22 protein-coding genes and 1 other annotated feature are annotated in these 18,726 nt (G+C 37.4%); of the genes, 20 read left to right on the forward strand and 2 right to left on the reverse strand.

The window, feature by feature from the left end:
- Positions 1-103 precede the first annotated feature (103 nt).
- Positions 104-193, forward strand: a complete 90-nt coding sequence (locus BWGOE10_RS06865) for a hypothetical protein (RefSeq protein ID WP_000608225.1) — start codon at positions 104-106, stop codon at positions 191-193.
- A gap of 373 nt (positions 194-566) precedes the next feature.
- Here the strand turns inward: BWGOE10_RS06865 and BWGOE10_RS06870 are convergent, their stop codons facing one another.
- Together BWGOE10_RS06870 and BWGOE10_RS06875 are read right to left on the reverse strand one after the other, a co-directional pair.
- Positions 567-806: a YkuS family protein gene (locus BWGOE10_RS06870; protein ID WP_002149532.1), complete on the reverse strand. Its 240-nt coding sequence runs from the start codon at positions 804-806 to the stop codon at positions 567-569.
- An 86-nt stretch (positions 807-892) separates the two neighbouring features.
- The gene (locus tag BWGOE10_RS06875) at positions 893-1,132 is read right to left on the reverse strand and encodes a DUF3911 family protein (protein ID WP_000752504.1); all 240 of its coding nucleotides are present in this window, start codon (positions 1,130-1,132) and stop codon (positions 893-895) included.
- Between the two features lie 415 nt (positions 1,133-1,547).
- On the opposite strand from BWGOE10_RS06875, the gene ilvE reads away from it, so the two are divergent.
- From ilvE to BWGOE10_RS06970, 19 genes are all read left to right on the forward strand, one after another.
- Entirely contained in the window at positions 1,548-2,444 is an 897-nt protein-coding gene (ilvE, locus tag BWGOE10_RS06880; protein ID WP_002011723.1) for a branched-chain-amino-acid transaminase, read from the forward strand.
- Between the two features lie 16 nt (positions 2,445-2,460).
- Positions 2,461-2,689: a binding site (T-box leader), on the forward strand.
- 73 nt (positions 2,690-2,762) lie between these two features.
- Entirely contained in the window at positions 2,763-4,463 is a 1,701-nt protein-coding gene (gene ilvB / locus BWGOE10_RS06885) for an acetolactate synthase large subunit (RefSeq protein ID WP_070141449.1), read from the forward strand.
- The gene (gene ilvN / locus BWGOE10_RS06890; protein ID WP_000822948.1) at positions 4,460-4,969 is read left to right on the forward strand and encodes an acetolactate synthase small subunit; all 510 of its coding nucleotides are present in this window, start codon (positions 4,460-4,462) and stop codon (positions 4,967-4,969) included. The genes ilvB and ilvN overlap by 4 nt, the downstream gene beginning before the upstream one ends.
- 27 nt (positions 4,970-4,996) lie before the next feature.
- A complete protein-coding gene (ilvC, locus tag BWGOE10_RS06895) occupies positions 4,997-6,007 on the forward strand; it encodes a ketol-acid reductoisomerase (protein ID WP_002126277.1) in 1,011 nt (336 codons plus the stop codon).
- A gap of 1 nt (position 6,008) precedes the next feature.
- Positions 6,009-7,529, forward strand: a complete 1,521-nt coding sequence (gene leuA / locus BWGOE10_RS06900) for a 2-isopropylmalate synthase (protein WP_070141450.1) — start codon at positions 6,009-6,011, stop codon at positions 7,527-7,529.
- Between the two features lie 78 nt (positions 7,530-7,607).
- Positions 7,608-8,672, forward strand: coding sequence for a 3-isopropylmalate dehydrogenase (gene leuB / locus BWGOE10_RS06905; RefSeq protein ID WP_070141451.1), 1,065 nt, complete (start codon positions 7,608-7,610; stop codon positions 8,670-8,672).
- Positions 8,672-10,066, forward strand: coding sequence for a 3-isopropylmalate dehydratase large subunit (leuC, locus tag BWGOE10_RS06910; RefSeq protein ID WP_070141452.1), 1,395 nt, complete (start codon positions 8,672-8,674; stop codon positions 10,064-10,066). The genes leuB and leuC overlap by 1 nt, the downstream gene beginning before the upstream one ends.
- Positions 10,044-10,625, forward strand: a complete 582-nt coding sequence (gene leuD / locus BWGOE10_RS06915; protein ID WP_002158674.1) for a 3-isopropylmalate dehydratase small subunit — start codon at positions 10,044-10,046, stop codon at positions 10,623-10,625. The genes leuC and leuD overlap by 23 nt, the downstream gene beginning before the upstream one ends.
- 308 nt (positions 10,626-10,933) lie before the next feature.
- On the forward strand, positions 10,934-12,196 hold the full coding sequence (locus BWGOE10_RS06920; protein ID WP_070141453.1) for an ATP phosphoribosyltransferase regulatory subunit: 1,263 nt from the start codon (positions 10,934-10,936) through the stop codon (positions 12,194-12,196).
- On the forward strand, positions 12,172-12,807 hold the full coding sequence (hisG, locus tag BWGOE10_RS06925; protein WP_002202661.1) for an ATP phosphoribosyltransferase: 636 nt from the start codon (positions 12,172-12,174) through the stop codon (positions 12,805-12,807). The genes BWGOE10_RS06920 and hisG overlap by 25 nt, the downstream gene beginning before the upstream one ends.
- Positions 12,808-12,818: 11 nt before the next feature.
- Positions 12,819-14,108, forward strand: a complete 1,290-nt coding sequence (gene hisD, locus BWGOE10_RS06930) for a histidinol dehydrogenase (protein ID WP_070141454.1) — start codon at positions 12,819-12,821, stop codon at positions 14,106-14,108.
- Entirely contained in the window at positions 14,108-14,692 is a 585-nt protein-coding gene (gene hisB, locus BWGOE10_RS06935; protein WP_070141455.1) for an imidazoleglycerol-phosphate dehydratase HisB, read from the forward strand. The genes hisD and hisB overlap by 1 nt, the downstream gene beginning before the upstream one ends.
- Positions 14,693-15,322: an imidazole glycerol phosphate synthase subunit HisH gene (gene hisH / locus BWGOE10_RS06940; protein WP_070141456.1), complete on the forward strand. Its 630-nt coding sequence runs from the start codon at positions 14,693-14,695 to the stop codon at positions 15,320-15,322.
- Complete coding sequence (gene hisA / locus BWGOE10_RS06945; RefSeq protein WP_070141457.1) at positions 15,295-16,014, forward strand: 1-(5-phosphoribosyl)-5-[(5-phosphoribosylamino)methylideneamino]imidazole-4-carboxamide isomerase; 720 nt, start codon at positions 15,295-15,297, stop codon at positions 16,012-16,014. The genes hisH and hisA overlap by 28 nt, the downstream gene beginning before the upstream one ends.
- Positions 16,008-16,766 (forward strand): imidazoleglycerol phosphate synthase cyclase subunit, encoded by a 759-nt coding sequence (gene hisF / locus BWGOE10_RS06950; protein WP_070141458.1) that lies wholly within the window; start codon positions 16,008-16,010, stop codon positions 16,764-16,766. Before hisA ends, hisF begins: the two co-directional genes overlap by 7 nt.
- Positions 16,763-17,068, forward strand: coding sequence for a phosphoribosyl-AMP cyclohydrolase (gene hisI, locus BWGOE10_RS06955; RefSeq protein WP_070141459.1), 306 nt, complete (start codon positions 16,763-16,765; stop codon positions 17,066-17,068). Before hisF ends, hisI begins: the two co-directional genes overlap by 4 nt.
- A 10-nt stretch (positions 17,069-17,078) precedes the next feature.
- Positions 17,079-17,402: a phosphoribosyl-ATP diphosphatase gene (gene hisE / locus BWGOE10_RS06960; protein WP_000389488.1), complete on the forward strand. Its 324-nt coding sequence runs from the start codon at positions 17,079-17,081 to the stop codon at positions 17,400-17,402.
- 13 nt (positions 17,403-17,415) lie between these two features.
- Positions 17,416-18,435: a histidinol phosphate phosphatase domain-containing protein gene (locus BWGOE10_RS06965; protein WP_070141460.1), complete on the forward strand. Its 1,020-nt coding sequence runs from the start codon at positions 17,416-17,418 to the stop codon at positions 18,433-18,435.
- 68 nt (positions 18,436-18,503) lie between these two features.
- A complete protein-coding gene (locus BWGOE10_RS06970; RefSeq protein ID WP_002149501.1) occupies positions 18,504-18,668 on the forward strand; it encodes a YozQ family protein in 165 nt (54 codons plus the stop codon).
- The last annotated feature ends 58 nt before the right edge of the window (positions 18,669-18,726 follow it).

Consider the following 18,726-nt stretch of genomic DNA (forward strand, 5'->3'; position numbering starts at 1 on the left):
CATTTTTTAGGAATTGTGATATATTAGAAAAAGTGCGCTTAAGGACGATTGAAATAATTGAAATGTAAATATATATGATGTGCGAAATAAGGGAGAGGAATTTATGATTAATATCAAAAATTTGGTAGTCGGCTTATGTATGCTAGTAAGCGGATTTGTTGTATATGTAATAAAAGAAAAAGCTCCATTCTAAAACAGACAAACCGTTAATGTCTGTTTTTAATTTGTAAAAAATGTTGACAAGTTATTGTATTGGTGTTAAAATTTTAATTCGTGTCTCGGTTAAAGCTAGTGTAAAGTAAATAAATCTTATGAATATAATACGAAAAGTTTGCGAAAGATCGGGTAGTCTTACCAACAACTTTTGTGAACAAACCCTATAAATTGTATATGTAAGCTTTATATGTATACTAGTGAATCAAGGAGCGGTCAGTGGAACCGTAATGATGAGAGAGAGGTAGGGCTTTCATCCAGTATATGTTACTTTCCCGTTAGGTGAATATAAAAAAGAGGGCTCCTTTTGAAAAGGAGCCCTCTTTCTTTTGTGTATTGTGATTTGTAAAAATTTAAATGCGACTTTCAACCTGCTGACAAATTTCATCTGTTGTTAAACCATGAGCTGTAATTACCGATCCTTTTATTGATGTATCTGCAATACCCATCATATTAGAATCTTGCCCAGTTACAACACAACAATCGCACCCCTGTGCATCGTGTTCTGAGTTAAGTGTAACGACTTCATGTCCATGTTGCTGAAGAGCTTGTTGAACATCTGTTAACGAGTTTTCAACGCCAATTCTAGCCATAATTCTCACCTCCTACCATCTAGTCGTTAGTATGCTCAAGTTTTTACCATATATTTATGAAAAGATGGTAGGAAGAGAATATTTGTTTAGTCGTTATATACACCAGTAAGCATTTGACTTACGAATTGATCGTTTAAAGTATCTTGGGCGGAAGAAGTATTTGAATGAATGTCGATTGAAGCAATAAAATTATTATGTTCTTTATTATTTGGTTCTACCTCTACATAATTATCGAATTTACAAAAACCTTTCGTATCCATTAGATCAAATAGTTGAAGCATTTCTACTACCTCTTGTCTCGTTCCTTTAATTTGTACACACGCCATTGTTATTTCCTCCTTCAATTTGACAAATTGTTTTTTAAAAATAGGATTATGATTACTAAATGAAAAATATGAATGTTATTTTTAGACAGCGTTATTTTTGTTATTTTCCCCCTTTTTCACCCAAAGTCGTTGTATATTCCCGAATTTATAAAATCGGACGTCCGTTTATTGAATACAATAGATTCGTATCAATTGGCGAAAACCCTTCTTTTAAACAAATATTTTTTTAGTAGAATTTGGCGAAAAAAATTTTTTGACTTTTTGTAAACGTTAACAATGTTATTAAATCAATATAATCAAAGATGTACGTACGATTAAAAATTAAAAATTTTCTAAAAAATTACTTGCTTTATTTGAAAAGGAGAGTAAACTAGGAAACAATAAAAAACTCATAGAACATAGGGGGCGCTTTCAAGTGAACGAGCAGTGGATTTTCTTAAATGGAGAATTTGTTCCAAAAGACGAAGCAAAGGTTTCAGTATATGATCATGGCTATTTATATGGCGATGGAGTGTTCGAAGGAATTAGGGTATATAGCGGTAATGTTTTCCGTTTGAGAGAGCATCTTGTCCGGTTATATGAATCAGCGAAATCCATCATGTTAGAAATTCCATATACGTTAGAAGAAGCAACGAAAATCGTTGTTGAAACGATTCGACAAAACAAACTATCTAATGGATATATCCGCCTCGTTGTATCAAGAGGACCTGGGAATTTGGGATTAGATCCCGATTCTTGTACGAAACCCAATGTAGTAGTAATTGCAGAGCAATTATCTTTATTCCCACAAGAATATTATGAAAAAGGGATTCCGATTATAACAGTTGCAACGCGTCGCAATCGCCCAGATGTTTTGTCACCTCAAGTAAAATCTTTAAATTACTTAAATAATATTTTAGTTCGCATTGAGGCGAAACTAGCTGGAGTACAAGAAGCACTTATGTTAAATGACCAAGGATACGTAGCTGAAGGCTCTGGAGATAACGTATTTATTGTGAAGGGAAATAAATTAATTACACCACCAAGTTCTGCTGGAGCGTTAGAAGGTATTACACGAAACGCGATTTTAGAAATCGGCGAAAAACTTGGATATGACGTAAGAGAAGAATTATTTACAAGGCACGATGTATATGTAGCTGATGAAGTGTTTTTAACAGGAACAGCTGCTGAAGTAATTGCTGTTACGACAGTAGATGGAAGAACGATTGGTTTAGGTCGAACGGGGCCACATACGAATCGTTTATTAGAAGAATTCCGTAAATTGGTTGTAGAAGATGGAGAGAAAATTTACGAAGAAAATAAAGTTGGATAATAGCTCTTTATGACATGATAAAGCGTTGATAGGGAGGAGTAGTTGACTGTGAAGCCTCACAGAGAGTCGGTGGTTGCTGGAAACCGATGGTTCACGTCGACGAACATCACCCTTGAGTGCTAAGCTGAAGCGTTTGTTTAGGCTTAGACGGTAGCTCCGTTATTAGCTAGACTCATATCCCGAGTCACTGAGGCAAGAGTAATCTTGCAAAGAAGGGTGGTACCGCGAAATCTTTCGTCCCTTCAGCACATAGCTGGAGTGTGGACGTAGGATTTTTTTATTTTATAAATGTTTTAAAAAAGGGGGCTTATAAGAAAAATGTCTTCAAAAACGGAAGAGAAACTGGCAACTGGTGCACAGCTATTGTTAGAAGCGCTAGAAAAGGAAGAAGTAGAGGTGATTTTTGGTTATCCAGGTGGTGCGGTTTTACCTCTATATGATGCGCTTTATGATTGTGAAATTCCGCATATTTTAACGAGGCATGAGCAAGGTGCAATTCATGCTGCTGAAGGATATGCAAGAATTACAGGAAATCCAGGAGTGGTAATTGCAACAAGTGGACCGGGTGCTACAAATGTTATTACTGGTCTAGCTGACGCGATGATTGATTCATTGCCACTTGTTGTATTTACAGGGCAAGTAGCAACAACATTAATCGGAAGTGATGCTTTTCAAGAAGCAGATATTATGGGACTTACGATGCCGGTGACAAAACATAATTATCAAGTGCGAAAAGCATCGGATTTACCCCGAATTATTAAAGAAGCATTTCATATCGCTAGAACAGGAAGACCGGGCCCAGTCGTAATTGACCTTCCGAAAGATATGGTAGTAGAGCAAGGCGAGCGATGTAGCGACGTACAAATGGATTTACCAGGATACCAGCCTAATTACGAACCGAATCTACTACAAATAAACAAATTATTACAAGCGATTGAGACTTCAAAAAAGCCGTTAATTTTAGCTGGAGCAGGTGTATTACATGCGAAAGCATCGAAAGAATTAACAAGTTTTGCTCGCAAATATCATATTCCAGTTGTTCATACATTACTTGGTCTTGGTGGGTTTTCGCCAGATGATGAACTATTTCTAGGGATGGGAGGAATGCACGGCTCATACACCGCAAATATGGCGTTATATGAATGTGACTTACTTATTAATATAGGTGCAAGATTTGATGATCGTCTTACTGGGAATTTAGCTTATTTTGCTAAAGAGGCGATTGTCGCACATATAGATATTGATCCAGCGGAAATTGGGAAAAATGTGTCGACTGAAATCCCTATTGTTGCGAGTGCAAAGCAAGCATTAGAAGCTCTACTCACTTTTAAAGAAGGGGAAGTAAATCACAATGATTGGCTTTCGTTATTGAATAGTAGAAAAGAAAAATACCCTCTTTCTTACAAAGAACATGCAGAACGTATTAAACCTCAATATGCAATTGATATGCTATACGAAATTACGAAAGGAGAAGCGATTGTAACAACAGACGTTGGCCAACATCAAATGTGGGCAGCACAATATTATCCGCTGAAAAATCCAGATAAATGGGTAACTTCTGGAGGGTTAGGAACGATGGGATTCGGATTTCCGGCAGCAATTGGTGCACAAATTGCAAAGCCTGAAGAACTAGTTATTGCAATTGTCGGTGATGCTGGATTTCAAATGACTTTGCAAGAACTTAGTGTGTTAAAAGAGCATTCTTTACCAGTTAAAGTTTTTATTTTAAATAATGAAGCTTTAGGGATGGTAAGACAATGGCAAGAGGAATTTTATAATAAGCGATATTCGCACTCCTTACTTTCATGCCAACCAGATTTTGTCGCGCTTGCCAATGCATATGGCATAAAAGGTATTCGTATTGAAGACCCACTTCTTGCAAAGAAGCAAATACAGCATGCGATTGAATTACAAGAGCCAGTCGTAATTGATTGCCGTGTACTTCAATCTGAAAAGGTTATGCCGATGGTTGCCCCAGGGAAAGGGGTTCACCAAATGGAGGGAGTGGAAAAAAGGTGAAGAGAATTGTAACAGCGACAGTCCGAAATCAAAGCGGTGTGTTAAATCGAATTACAGGTGTTATGACACGTAGACATTTTAATATTGAAAGTATTTCAGTAGGTCATACGGAATCATCGGATATTTCAAGAATGACGATTGTTGTACACGTTGAAAATGAACAGCAAGTTGAGCAGTTAATTAAACAACTTCATAAGCAAATTGATGTTCTGAAAGTATCAGATATTACAGAAGAAGCGATGATTGCTAGAGAACTTGCACTTATTAAAGTAGCAACGTCTGTAGCAAGAGCAGAATTATATAGTTTAATTGAACCGTTCCGAGCCGCTGTAATAGATGTTGGGAAGGATTCCATAGTGGTGCAAGTAACAGGTACCCAGGAAAAAGTAGAAGCGTTAATTGAATTACTTCGTCCATACGGTTTGAAAGAAATTGCTAGAACAGGTGTAACAGCATTTACACGTAGTATGAAAAAACAAGATAAACAAGTTATGTTAATTCAATAATTATTTAAAAAATAGGGGGAAATGAAAATGGCAAAAGTTTATTATGAAAAAGACGTAACGGTAAATGTATTAAAGGAAAAGAAAGTAGCGATCATCGGATATGGTTCGCAAGGCCATGCGCATGCGCAAAACTTACGTGATAACGGATTTGATGTAGTAGTTGGACTGAGGAAAGGGAAGTCATGGGATAAGGCGAAAGAAGATGGATTTTCTGTATATACAGTAGCGGAAGCAGCAGAAAAAGCGGATGTAGTAATGATTCTACTACCTGATGAACTGCAGCCGGAAGTATATGAAGCTGAAATTGCACCAAACTTACAAGGCGGGAATTCTCTTGTGTTCGCACATGGCTTTAATGTTCACTTTGATCAAGTAAAACCGCCAGCTAATGTAGATGTATTTCTAGTAGCACCGAAAGGTCCAGGACATCTAGTACGTCGTACATTTGCGGAAGGAGGAGCTGTTCCTGCATTATTTGCAGTATATCAAGATGCAACAGGAGTTGCGACTGAAAAGGCACTTTCATATGCAGATGGAATTGGGGCGACGAGAGCAGGTGTATTAGAAACAACGTTTAAAGAAGAAACAGAAACAGATTTATTTGGAGAGCAAGCTGTACTTTGCGGCGGAGTGACTGCACTTGTAAAAGCGGGATTTGAAACGTTAGTTGAAGCTGGTTATCAACCTGAACTTGCATATTTTGAATGTTTACATGAACTGAAACTAATTGTTGACCTTATGTATGAAGGTGGACTTGAAAATATGAGATATTCAGTTTCAGATACAGCGCAGTGGGGGGACTTCGTATCAGGGCCACGCGTTGTTACTGAAGATACGAAGAAAGCGATGGGTGCAGTACTAGCAGAAATTCAAGATGGTACATTTGCAAGAGGTTGGATTGCAGAGCATAAAGCAGGAAGACCAAATTTCCAGGCGACAAATGAGAAAGAAAATGAACATGAAATCGAAGTAGTTGGACGTAAATTACGTGAAATGATGCCCTTTGTACAGCCCCGAGTAAAGGTAGGGATTAAATAATATGAAGCAAATTTTGTTCATGGATACGACGCTTCGTGATGGCGAACAATCACCAGGAGTTAATTTAAATGAACAAGAGAAATTACAGATTGCGAGGCAACTAGAGAGACTTGGTATTAATGTAATGGAAGCTGGATTCGCAGCGGCTTCTGAAGGTGATTTTCAATCGGTAAAAAGTATCGCAAATACCATTCAAAATGCTACTGTTATGAGTTTAGCTAGAGCAAAGGAAAGTGATATTCGAAGAGCATATGACGCAGTGAAAGGTGCTGTCTCTCCTCGATTACACGTATTTTTAGCTACGAGTGATATTCATATGAAATATAAGCTTTGTATGTCGAAAGAAGATGTATTAGATAGTATTCATCGCTCGGTTACACTTGGAAAATCATTATTTCCAACAGTGCAATTTTCAGCAGAAGATGCGACAAGAACATCGAGAGCGTTTTTAGCTGAAGCAGTAGAAGTAGCAATTCGTGCAGGAGCGAATGTAATCAATATTCCTGATACAGTTGGATATACGAATCCAGAAGAATATTATTCTCTTTTTAAATACTTACAAGAATCCGTTCCTTCGTATGAAAAAGCAATTTTCTCTTGTCACTGTCACGATGATCTTGGGATGGCAGTAGCGAATTCGTTAGCTGCAGTTGAAGGCGGAGCGTTACAAGTAGAAGGAACGATTAATGGGATTGGAGAAAGAGCAGGAAATGCAGCCTTAGAAGAAGTCGCAGTTGCTCTCCATATTAGAAAAGATTTCTATGAAGCAGAATCCTCTATGACATTAAAAGAAATTAAAGCGACAAGTACATTAGTAAGTCGTTTAACAGGTATGATTGTACCAAAAAATAAAGCGATTGTTGGAGCAAATGCATTCGCTCATGAATCAGGTATTCATCAAGATGGTGTTTTAAAAGAAGTAACGACATATGAAATTATTGAACCGGCGCTTATAGGTGAATCTCAAAATCTATTTGTACTTGGAAAACATTCTGGACGTCATGCATTTACAGAAAAAATGAAAGAATTAGGCTACGAATTTACAAACGAAGAACGAGATGCGGTGTTTGAAGCATTTAAAAAATTAGCTGATCGAAAAAAGGAAATTACAGAAGAGGATTTACGTGCGCTTATGCTTGGTGAAGCAGCATTTTCGGCACAACAATATAGCATTACGCAATTGCAAGTACACTTCGTATCAAATAGTACACAGTGTGCAACGGTTGTACTAAAAGATGAGGAAGGAAATATGTACGAAGATGCAGCAACTGGTTCTGGAAGTATTGAAGCGATCTATAATGCAATTCAAAGAATTTTAGGATTAGAATGTGACTTAGCGGATTATCGCATACAATCTATAACGCAAGGTCAAGATGCACTTGCACATGTTCATGTTGAATTAAAAGAAGGAACTCATCAAGTATCAGGTTTTGGTGTTGCGCAAGACGTATTAGAAGCATCGGCGAGAGCGTATGTTCATGCGGCTGGAAAATTAAAATCTTTTATTACGCTTGTGAAGTAACTGTTTGATAAGTGAGGGGATCGTCCCTTACTTATCAAAATATATTTCTGAAAATTCAGATAAAAAGGAGTGTTTTAATTGGAAAAACGTATCGTTTGTTTAGCGGGTGATGGTGTTGGTCCGGAAATTATGGAAAGCGCGAAGGAAGTATTGCATATGGTAGAGAGGCTATATGGACATCATTTTCATTTACAAGATGAGTACTTTGGCGGAGCGGCTATCGATTTAACTGGGCAACCATTACCACAGCGAACACTTGCCGCTTGTTTAGCGAGTGATGCGGTTTTACTTGGAGCGGTTGGTGGACCACGGTGGGATGATGCGAAAGAAAGGCCAGAGAAAGGATTATTAGCTTTAAGAAAAGGACTTGGTGTATTTGCGAACGTTCGCCCTGTAACAGTAGAAAGCGCAACTGCACATTTATCGCCATTAAAAAACGTAGATGAAATTGACTTCGTTGTCGTTCGTGAACTAACAGGTGGTATTTATTTCTCTTATCCAAAAGAAAGAACGGAAGAATCGGCAACTGATACACTTACGTACCATCGTCATGAAATTGAACGTATCGTGTCGTATGCTTTTCAATTAGCGAGTAAGAGAGAGAAAAAAGTAACCTCTATTGATAAAGCGAATGTTTTAGAATCTAGTAAATTGTGGAGAGCTGTTACGGAAGAAGTAGCTCTTCGTTATCCTGATGTTGAATTAGAGCACATTTTAGTAGATGCAGCTGCTATGGAGTTAATTCGGAATCCAGGACGTTTTGATGTAATTGTAACCGAAAATTTATTCGGGGACATTTTAAGTGACGAGGCTTCTGTATTAGCAGGGTCATTAGGAATGCTTCCATCAGCGAGTCATGCGGAAAACGGGCCGTCTTTATATGAGCCTATTCACGGATCAGCACCAGATATTGCAGGGGAAAATAAAGCGAATCCAATTGCGATGATGCGTTCAGTTGCGATGATGCTCGGACAATCATTTGGATTAACGAGAGAAGGGTATGCAATTGAATCCGCAATTTCTGCAGTTCTTAAATCTGGAAAAGGTACAGCTGATATTGGGGGAGATGCGACGACAACTTCATTTACAAAAGCGGTTATTCAAGAAATGGAAGAGCAAGCGCTAGTAGGGAGAGGACGATAATGGGCAAAAGATTACTAGATAAGCTTTGGGAAAGACATGTAGTTGCAACGAATGAAAATGGATTGGATTTATTATATATCGATCTTCATCTCGTTCATGAAGTAACGTCACCGCAAGCCTTTGAAGGCTTGCGGCTGGCAAATCGAACTGTCCGCAGAACGGAATTAACGTTTGCAACTATGGATCATAATATTCCAACGAAAGATGTTTGGAATATTACCGATCGTATTGCGAAGCAGCAATTGGATACACTTCGTGAGAACTGTAAACAATTTCAGGTGCCGTTAGCTGATATCGGTGATGAAGAGCAAGGAATCGTTCACGTTATAGGACCAGAACTTGGACTCACGCAACCAGGGAAAACGATTGTTTGTGGTGATAGTCATACAGCAACACATGGTGCTTTCGGCGCGTTAGCATTTGGTATTGGTACGAGCGAAGTGGAACATGTATTAGCGACGCAAACGTTGTGGCAACGAAAACCGAAAGCGATGGGTATTGAGTTAAAAGGAAAATTACAGAAAGGTGTTTATGCAAAAGATATTATTTTGCATCTCCTTTCAAAGTATGGTGTAGCAGTTGGAACGGGATATGTAATGGAATTTTACGGTGAGACGATTCATGCTATGGAAATGGAAGAGAGGATGACACTTTGCAATATGGCAATTGAAGGGGGAGCGAAAGCTGGCATCATTGCACCAGATGAGAAAACATTTTCTTATGTAAAAGGGCGTGAATATGCACCGAAAGACTATGAAACGTTTAAAGGAAAATGGTCGGAGCTTTATACAGATTCAGATGCAATTTATGATCTACATATTTCGGTAAATGTTACGGATTTAGCACCGTATGTCACTTGGGGAACAAATCCTAGTATGGGTGTTCGAATTGATGAAAAATTACCAGAAAAACATGATGAAAATGATGAAAGAGCATATTCGTATATGGGATTGAGTCCTGGACAAAATACTTTTGAAATTCCAGTTCAGCATGTTTTCATTGGGTCTTGTACAAATTCTCGATTATCTGATTTAGAAATTGCAGCATCTGTTGTAAAAGGGAAAAAAGTGAAAGACGGTGTGCGAGCCCTTGTTGTGCCTGGTTCTAAAAGAATAAGAGAAGCAGCGATGCAAAAAGGATTGCATCACATATTTGAAGAAGCGGGATTTGAATGGAGAGAGCCTGGATGCTCAATGTGTCTTGGAATGAATCCAGATCAAGTGCCGGAAGGGGAACATTGTGCATCTACTTCAAATCGTAATTTTGAAGGAAGGCAAGGGAAAGGAGCACGAACACATTTAGTAAGCCCAGCTATGGCAGCAGCGGCTGCGCTATATGGTCATTTTGTTGATATTAGAAAGGAGAATTATGATGGAGCCATTTCGTATTCATAAAGGTACTGCCGCAGTACTTATGAATGATAACATTGATACCGATCAAATTATTCCGAAGCAATATTTAAAGAGAATTGAAAGGACGGGATTTGGAAAATATTTATTTGATGAGTGGCGTTACGATAATGAGCGCCATGAAAATCCTAATTTCCCTCTTAATGCGCAAGAACGAAAAGGAGCAAGTATATTAATTACGGGTGATAATTTTGGGTGCGGTTCTTCAAGAGAACATGCTCCATGGGCGCTTGCTGATTATGGTTTCCGCGTTATTATCGCTGGGGGATTTGCGGATATTTTTTATATGAATTGCATGAAAAATGGTATGTTACCGATTGTAATGGATAAAGAAATGCGTGAACAACTTGCTAAAACGGATGCGAGAGAACAAATAGAAGTAGATTTAGAGAATGAGGTAATTACAACGAATACGCATAGGTTTCATTTTACAATCGAGAAAATGTGGAAAGAGAAATTATTAAATGGTCTAGATGAAATTAGCATTACGATGCAATACGAACGAGAAATTGGAGAGTATGAAAGAGAGATAGCCTTATATTAAGAAATAACGGAATATTGAAAATCTATTTACATTCAGAATTAACTGTTATATACTATGTGAAAATCAGAGGAGAAAGGGAGTAAGTATTATGAAAACAATGCAATCTATTAAAATGCTTACACAACTACATCATCATACATGAAACCCTTGAACCTAACGTGAAAACGTGTAGGCACAAGGGTTATTCCCGTTGTACCTACACTCTACTAAAGAGCCTTGTAGGTATTTTTTCTACAAGGTTCTTTTTATTTTCGGTTTAGGTGAATGGAATGAGCATACATTAGAGAGGGAAAGGTGTGTGAAATGAGATGGCAAAGTGGAAGCGTGCAAATCCGAATGGAACGAGAGATTACTTATTCGAAGAATGTACGTTAATTGAAGAAGTGGAACAAAAATTAAGACGGACCTTTTTAGGTAGAGGTTATGAAGAAATAAGGACACCTACAATTGAATTTTACGATGTTTTTGCATTTCAAAATAGGCCGATAGATGAAGAAAAGATGTATAAATTTTTTGATGAAAAAGGGCGGATTATCGTTTTACGCCCAGATATGACAATTCCTTTAGCGAGAGTAATTGGAACGCAGAGATGGGACACTCCTCTTAAAGTGACATATAGTGGAAATGTATTTCGGGCAAATGAGTCGCTTTCTGGAAAATATAATGAAATGGTACAAAGTGGTATTGAAATTATCGGGATTGATAATGTAAGAGCGGAAATTGAGTGTGTCATAAGCGTAATTCAAGCACTTCAAAAATTGAAGGTACAATCTTTTACAATTGAGATTGGGCAAGTACAGTTATATAAATGTATTGTAAAAAAACTCTCCATTCATGATGAAGAAGAGAAGTTACTTAGAACATATATTGAGAGTAAAAATTATGCCGGTCTCTCAAATTTTATCGAAGAAAAAAGATTAGATCGGTGTGATGAAACAGTAAGATTACTTGAGAAACTACCAAGGTTATTCGGGAGTTTAGATGTTATTGAGGAAGCAGAAAAACTCGCTTCAAGTAATGAAATGAAAATGGCCATTGCAAGAGTGAAAGAAATATATGAAACAATTGAACAGTTAGGATATGGCTCTTACATATCAATTGATTTAGGTATGGTTCAACATTTGGATTATTATACGGGTGTTATTTTCAAAGGGTATATATATGAAATTGGAGAAGAGATTGTTAGTGGCGGAAGGTATGATGAGTTAATTGGAAATTTTGGAGAGATGATGCCAGCAGTTGGGCTCGCGGTGCAAGTAAATCAAATAGTTAAGGCACTTCAAGAGCAGCAAGAACCATATAAACGAAAGAGAATAGATATTATGATTCATTATGAGTTAAATAGATTAGCAGAAGCGGAAAGGTTACGAAATTTACTTCAAAAGGACGGGAAGAATGCCCAGTTATCTTTATTCTCTAATTTAAACGATACTTTTCAATTTGCAAACAAGAATAAAATAATGACAGTGGTTGAGGCGAAGAGTGAGTCACTAGTGGAATATGTATGGAGAGAGAAATGGATCATCCAGAAAGAAGGGGAGGCTTCATGCGTAACATTCAAATTGCGTTAACGAAAGGAAGATTAGAAAAGCATGTTATTCCACTGTTTGAGAAAATTGGGATTGATTGTTCAGAGCTCAAAGATAAAGGAAGAAAACTTGTGTTTAAAAGTAAAAACACAAACATTTCATTTATTTTAGTGAAAGCGGTAGATGTTGCTACTTATGTAGAACATGGCGTAGCTGATATTGGAGTCGTTGGAAAAGATATATTAATGGAATGTGAGAAAGATATATATGAGATGGTGGATTTAGGAGTAGGCGTTTGTAAATTTTGTGTCGCTTCTATTCCTACGTATAATCCGAAGAGTTATCGAAAAAAACGAATTGCTACGAAATATCCGCACATTACTTCTACATATTTTCATGATAAAGGGGAGGATGTAGAAATTATTAAAATAGAAGGATCTGTAGAGATTGCTCCACTTCTAGGGTTGGCAGATGCAATTGTGGATATTGTTGAAACAGGAAAAACATTACAAGAAAACGGATTAATTGTATTTGAGGAAATGTGCTCTATATCAGCTCGAATGATTGTGAATAAGGCTGCATTGAAAACTAAAAAAGACGAAATATTCGGTATTATAAATATGATGGAACAAGAAATTTTGTCAGGGAAATAGGGGGACTTTAAATGGAGATAGTTTTTGAAGATTTCCAAGAGGCTTTATCGAAAATAAAATTGCTACGAGAAAGCGCTAATATAATAGAAGAAACTGTTCAAAGAAGTGTAAGCGAAATTGTTCAAAACGTAAGGGAGAGTAAAGATGAAGCTGTATCGTTCTATACAAAAAAGTTTGATGGTGTAGAGATAAAAGATTTTCGTGTAAGTGCAGAAGAAATAAAACAAGCAAGTAAGTTTGTAGAACAAGCTTTTTTAGAAGCGTTAGAAGAGGCAAAGAAAAACATTGTCTCGTATCACGAAAAGCAAACAAGACAATCTATGTTCGATTGCGTGAGTGAAGGGGTAATTAGAGGACAGCTCATTCGGCCGTTAGAAAATGTAGGTGTATATGTGCCGGGCGGGACAGCTTCGTATCCTTCATCAGTATTGATGAATGTATTGCCAGCAAAACTCGCAGGAGTGAAAAAAATTGTAATGGTAACACCGCCGAGGCAAGGAGGAATTGATCCGCATATTTTAGCTGCTGCAAGTCTTGCAGGTGTAGATGAAATTTATATGGCGGGTGGTGCTCAAGCAATTGCTGCTTTAGCATATGGAACGGAATCGATTCCTAAAGTAGATAAAGTAGTTGGACCTGGAAATTTGTATGTCGCTCTAGCGAAGCGAGAAGTATATGGGATAGTAAATATCGATATGATTGCTGGACCATCAGAAATTGTAGTTATCGCAGATGAAACAGGTAATGCAAAATATATCGCTGCTGATTTATTATCACAAGCAGAGCATGACGTAAGAGCGACTGCAATTTGCATTACAACGAATATAGAGCTAGCAAAAGAAGTAGAAAGAGAGATAGAAAGACAGTTAGAGGCATTACCGAGAAGTGAAATCGCTCGTGAGTCAATAAAAAGAAATGGAGCAATTTTTATTGTTCCTTCTTTAGAAGAGGCGTTTCACTTATCAAACGAAATCGCTCCAGAACATTTAGAGTTACATATAAAAGATCCAATGAATGCTCTAGCTTATGTGAAACATGCAGGATCTATCTTTCTTGGGGCATATGCACCTGAACCGCTCGGTGATTATTTGGCAGGACCGAATCACGTATTACCGACAAGTGGAACGGCAAGATTTTTCTCCCCGCTGTCAGTCGATGATTTTGTGAAAAAATCAAGCTTTATTTCTTATACGGAGGAAGCGTTAAAAAATGTACAACATCATATTGTAGAACTTGCAAATAAAGAAGGTTTACATGCGCACGCGAGAGCAATCCAAATGAGATTTGAGGAGGAAAAATAATGCGTGAATCCAGTCAAATACGTGAGACGACAGAAACAAAAATTAAATTAAGTTTGCAACTTGATGAAAATACGAATGTTTCTGTGCAAACGGGAGTTGGTTTCTTTGATCATATGCTAACTTTATTTGCTAGGCATGGAAGATTCGGTTTGCAAGTTGAAGCTGAAGGTGATGTATTCGTTGATGCACATCACACGGTTGAAGATGTTGGAATTGTACTCGGAAATTGTTTGAAAGAAGCATTGCAAAATAAAGAGGGTATTAATAGGTATGGATCGGCATATGTACCAATGGATGAGTCTTTAGGATTTGTCGCAATTGATATAAGCGGGCGCTCATATATTGTGTTTCAAGGTGAATTAACAAATCCGAAGCTTGGAGATTTTGACACAGAATTAACGGAAGAATTTTTTAGAGCAGTTGCTCATGCTGCAAATATTACATTACATGCTCGCATTCTATACGGAAGCAATACACATCACAAAATTGAAGCTTTATTTAAAGCGTTCGGTCGAGCGCTTAGAGAGGCAGTCGATAAAAATGCCAACATTAATGGTGTAAATTCAACGAAAGGGATGTTGTAATTGATTGCAATTATAGATTATGGAATGGGAAATATTCGCAGTGTGGAACAGGCATTAAAATATATTGGAGCAGAGTACATCATAACGGATCATAAAGAGGAAATATTGAGAAGTGATGGGATTATTTTACCAGGAGTAGGCACATTTCCGAAAGCGATGGACGTTTTAGAAGAAAAAAATTTAGTATGTGTGCTAAAAGAAGTTGGGAGCTCAGGAAAACCGCTTCTAGGCATTTGCTTAGGAATGCAGCTTTTATTTGAAAAAAGTGAGGAACTACAAAATTGTAACGGATTAAATTTATTGCCAGGTGTCATTCGAAAGTTAAAAGTTCCTTATAAAATTCCACATATGGGGTGGAATGAATTAAAAAAAGAAGGAGAAATATTGCTTTGGAATGGAGTAGAGGACGGTTCTTTCGTATATTATGTCCACTCTTATTATGCAGATTGTCCGAATGAAATTGTGTATGGGTCAAGTGAATATGGAGTGAAAGTACCTGGTTTTGTAGCAAAAGGAAATATATTTGGCGCACAGTTTCATCCTGAAAAAAGTGGTGAAATTGGAATGCAAATGTTAAAAAATTTCAAAGGGGTGGTAGAAGCATGGAAATCTTCCCAGCTATCGATGTAAAAGAAGGGCGATGCGTAAGGCTGTATCAAGGAGAGTTTAGTAAAGAAACGGTGATGAATGAAGACCCAGTCGCACAAGCAATCATATTTGAAAAAATTGGATCGAAAATACTACACGTTGTTGATTTAGATGGAGCAATTGCTGGGGAGTCAGTAAATTTACCTGTCATTGAAAAAATATGCAAGGCGGTACGTATTCCGGTGCAAGTTGGAGGAGGAGTTCGGTCACTCGCGGCAGTGGAGAAGTTGTTGTCAGTAGGTGTAGAAAAAGTGATATTAGGAACGGCTGCTCTTTACGATAAATCATTTTTAGAAGACGCGGTTCGTCTATATAAGGAGAAAATCATAGTTGGAATTGATGCGAAAAATGGTTTCGTAGCAACAAGGGGCTGGTTAGATGTATCTGAAATTTCGTACATCGATTTAGCGAAGCAAATGGAAAGTTTAGGTGTTCAAACGATTGTGTTTACGGACATTTCAAAAGATGGGACACTTGCAGGACCAAATTTTGAGCAATTAGAGTTACTGCAAAAAAGCGTGGGCATTCGTGTGATTGCATCTGGAGGTGTCGCATCTATTCAAGATGTGGAAAGATTAAACGATATGAATATATATGGTGTCATAATTGGAAAGGCACTTTACGAGAAAACAATTGATTTAGAAGAAGTGTTACAGGTAACAAAACTATGTTAGCGAAACGAATTATTCCATGTCTAGATGTGAAAGAAGGGCGGGTAGTAAAGGGTGTGAATTTTATAGGGTTACAAGACGTCGGTGATCCTGTTGAAATAGCTGCTTTATATAATGATGCGGGAGCAGATGAAATTGTATTTTTAGACATTACTGCGACACATGAAGGGCGAAAAACGATTATAGATGTTGTAGAAAAAACAGCTTCAAAAGTATTTATTCCTCTTACAGTTGGCGGGGGGATTTCAAGTGTGAGAGATATGTACAATTTACTAAGAGCTGGAGCAGATAAAGTTTCAATAAATTCAGCGGCAGTAAGAAATCCAAAGTTAATCGAGGAAGGTGCAGAACATTTTGGCTCACAATGTATTGTTGTAGCAATTGATGCTAGAAAAGTAGAGGAAGATAAATGGAATGTATACGTGAACGGCGGAAGAGTCGATACAGGGATGGATGCAATCGAATGGGCGAAGCGCGTTGCCCAGCTAGGGGCAGGAGAAATTTTACTGACGAGTATGGATGCAGATGGAACAAAAAATGGATATGATCTTCGGTTAACAGAAGCAATTTCAAAAAGTGTTTCCGTCCCAGTCATCGCATCTGGAGGATGTGGTCATGCGGATCACATTATAGAAGTCTTTCAAAAGACAACTGTTGACGCAGCGTTAGCAGCATCAATCTTTCATTATGGCGAGGCAACTGTACAGGGTGTGAAGAGGAAATTAAGAGAAGCAAACGTTGAGGTGCGGTTATGAAACCTAATTTTTCAAAAGGGTTGATACCAGCTGTTGTTATCGAGAAAGATACGAAAGAAGTTTTAATGCTAGCTTATATGAATAAAGAAGCGTATGAAAAGACGTTGGAAACGAAAAGAACATGGTTTTATTCCCGCTCGAGACAATCGTTATGGAATAAAGGAGAAACATCAGGTAATGTCCAATATGTTCAGTCACTTTATTTAGACTGTGATCAAGATTCAATCGTTGTTGTCGTAAAGCAAATAGGGCCTGCTTGTCATACGGGAGAAAAAACGTGTTTTCACTATAAAATTATATAGGGGGATACATATGGAAGATATTCTTAAGTTATTATTTGAAACAATTGAAGAACGAAAGAAAAATCCACTCTCTGAATCATATACGAATTATTTATTTTCAAAAGGTGAAGATAAAATTTTAAAGAAAATTGGTGAGGAGTGCACCGAAGTAATTATCGCGTCTAAAAATAATGATAAAGAAGAACTAGTAAAAGAAATGGTTGATGTGTTCTATCACTGTTTTGTTCTATTAGCTGAAAAAAATATTTCATTAGAAGATGTCATGCAAGAAGTGAAAGAAAGAAATGGAAAGCTTTCGAGAGTAGGAGATCGAAAAGAAATAGATACATTATAAGGAGGGAATATGGATGAAAGTGGACTATCACCTTCATTTAGAAGAAGGGCCTTATTCAATAGGCTGGCTTGCTAAAATAAATGATGCACTACAATATTATGAACCGCTTAAAGAAAAAAAACATTCTATGGAATGGCTTATGAAAACACAAGGACGTTTGCAAAAACGTGTAAAGGAAGGGCCGTTTACACAGCAGTGGATTGATTTATATTTAGAAGAAGCTTTACGAAAAGGAATAAAAGAAGTGGGAATTGTTGATCATTTATATCGTTTTCATGAGGCGAAAGGATATTATGAAAAATATGTAGATATTAGTGATTCACAGCTTGGTCGTATACAGAAGGAGTGGTTAGACCAAGTAAGAGTAACTTCAATATATGATTTTACAAAGGCAATTGAAGAGGCGAAAGAACGATGGAGTAAAAGAGGCGTCACACTTAAACTTGGAATTGAAGCGGATTATTTTATTGGCGGTGAACAAGAGTTAAAAGGCTTACTAGCTTTAGGAGACTTTGATTATGTAATCGGTTCGGTCCATTTTATAGATGGATGGGGATTTGATAATCCAGATACGAAAGAGTATTTTGATACGCATGAGTTACATACTTTATATCATACGTTTTTCGCTACAGTTGAAAGTGCTGTTCGTTCTGAGCTCTTTGATATAATAGCTCATCTTGATAACATAAAAGTATTTAATTATCGATTAGATGAGAATGAACAGCTTTCTTATTATAAGGAAATTGCGCGCGCGTTAGTGGAAACAAATACCGCAACAGAAATAAATGCGGGATTGTACTATCGCTATCCTGTGCGCGAAATGTGTCCAAGTCCGCTTTATTTACAAGTATTAGCTAAGTATGGAGTTCCGATTACTCTCTCCTCAGATGCTCATTATCCGAATGATTTAGGAAAATATGTGGAAGAAAATATAAAGACATTACGCAATCATGATATTTCTCACATAGCTACATTTACGAAACGAGTAAGAACGATGAGATTGCTTGAAGAAGAAGTAACAATTTCAAAATAAAACACGATTTTTTGATGAAAACCACCCTTTTTGCTCAAAATAAGAAAGAATGAAAAGGAGGGTGGAAAATGGCGAAACAACAAAATAAACAAAAGGTACAAGCGGCAGATCAGGCTTATACTTCTGAAACGAATAATACAGCTAACTCAGTTATCGAGGAACAAATTAGCGACACAGTTGCAGAAGGAACAATCGATGCAAAGCTTGGGCAAGAATCGCAAGAGAAAGCGTAAGAAGAGGGGAGAGATGAATCTCCTCTTTTCTTATGGGTAAAAAGTGTCGATTTTCAAA

This window comes from Bacillus mycoides (genome assembly GCF_001757995.1).
Lineage (GTDB): Bacteria > Bacillota > Bacilli > Bacillales > Bacillaceae_G > Bacillus_A > Bacillus_A mycoides_B.

Bases quoted from the DNA above. Each gene is read 5' to 3' on its own strand.
- hisB (WP_070141455.1), top strand. From the start codon at position 14,108: ATGCGTGAATCCAGTCAAATACGTGAGACGACAGAAACAAAAATTAAA.
- leuA (WP_070141450.1), top strand. From the start codon at position 6,009: ATGAAGCAAATTTTGTTCATGGATACGACGCTTCGTGATGGCGAACAA.
- hisF (WP_070141458.1), top strand. From the start codon at position 16,008: ATGTTAGCGAAACGAATTATTCCATGTCTAGATGTGAAAGAAGGGCGG.
- hisA (WP_070141457.1), top strand. From the start codon at position 15,295: ATGGAAATCTTCCCAGCTATCGATGTAAAAGAAGGGCGATGCGTAAGG.
- BWGOE10_RS06965 (WP_070141460.1), top strand. From the start codon at position 17,416: ATGAAAGTGGACTATCACCTTCATTTAGAAGAAGGGCCTTATTCAATA.
- BWGOE10_RS06920 (WP_070141453.1), top strand. From the start codon at position 10,934: ATGGCAAAGTGGAAGCGTGCAAATCCGAATGGAACGAGAGATTACTTA.
- BWGOE10_RS06970 (WP_002149501.1), top strand. From the start codon at position 18,504: ATGGCGAAACAACAAAATAAACAAAAGGTACAAGCGGCAGATCAGGCT.
- ilvB (WP_070141449.1), top strand. From the start codon at position 2,763: ATGTCTTCAAAAACGGAAGAGAAACTGGCAACTGGTGCACAGCTATTG.
- ilvC (WP_002126277.1), top strand. From the start codon at position 4,997: ATGGCAAAAGTTTATTATGAAAAAGACGTAACGGTAAATGTATTAAAG.
- leuC (WP_070141452.1), top strand. From the start codon at position 8,672: ATGGGCAAAAGATTACTAGATAAGCTTTGGGAAAGACATGTAGTTGCA.
- BWGOE10_RS06875 (WP_000752504.1), bottom strand. From the start codon at position 1,132: ATGGCGTGTGTACAAATTAAAGGAACGAGACAAGAGGTAGTAGAAATG.
- BWGOE10_RS06865 (WP_000608225.1), top strand. From the start codon at position 104: ATGATTAATATCAAAAATTTGGTAGTCGGCTTATGTATGCTAGTAAGC.
- hisE (WP_000389488.1), top strand. From the start codon at position 17,079: ATGGAAGATATTCTTAAGTTATTATTTGAAACAATTGAAGAACGAAAG.
- leuD (WP_002158674.1), top strand. From the start codon at position 10,044: ATGGAGCCATTTCGTATTCATAAAGGTACTGCCGCAGTACTTATGAAT.
- hisG (WP_002202661.1), top strand. From the start codon at position 12,172: ATGCGTAACATTCAAATTGCGTTAACGAAAGGAAGATTAGAAAAGCAT.
- hisI (WP_070141459.1), top strand. From the start codon at position 16,763: ATGAAACCTAATTTTTCAAAAGGGTTGATACCAGCTGTTGTTATCGAG.
- hisD (WP_070141454.1), top strand. From the start codon at position 12,819: ATGGAGATAGTTTTTGAAGATTTCCAAGAGGCTTTATCGAAAATAAAA.
- BWGOE10_RS06870 (WP_002149532.1), bottom strand. From the start codon at position 806: ATGGCTAGAATTGGCGTTGAAAACTCGTTAACAGATGTTCAACAAGCT.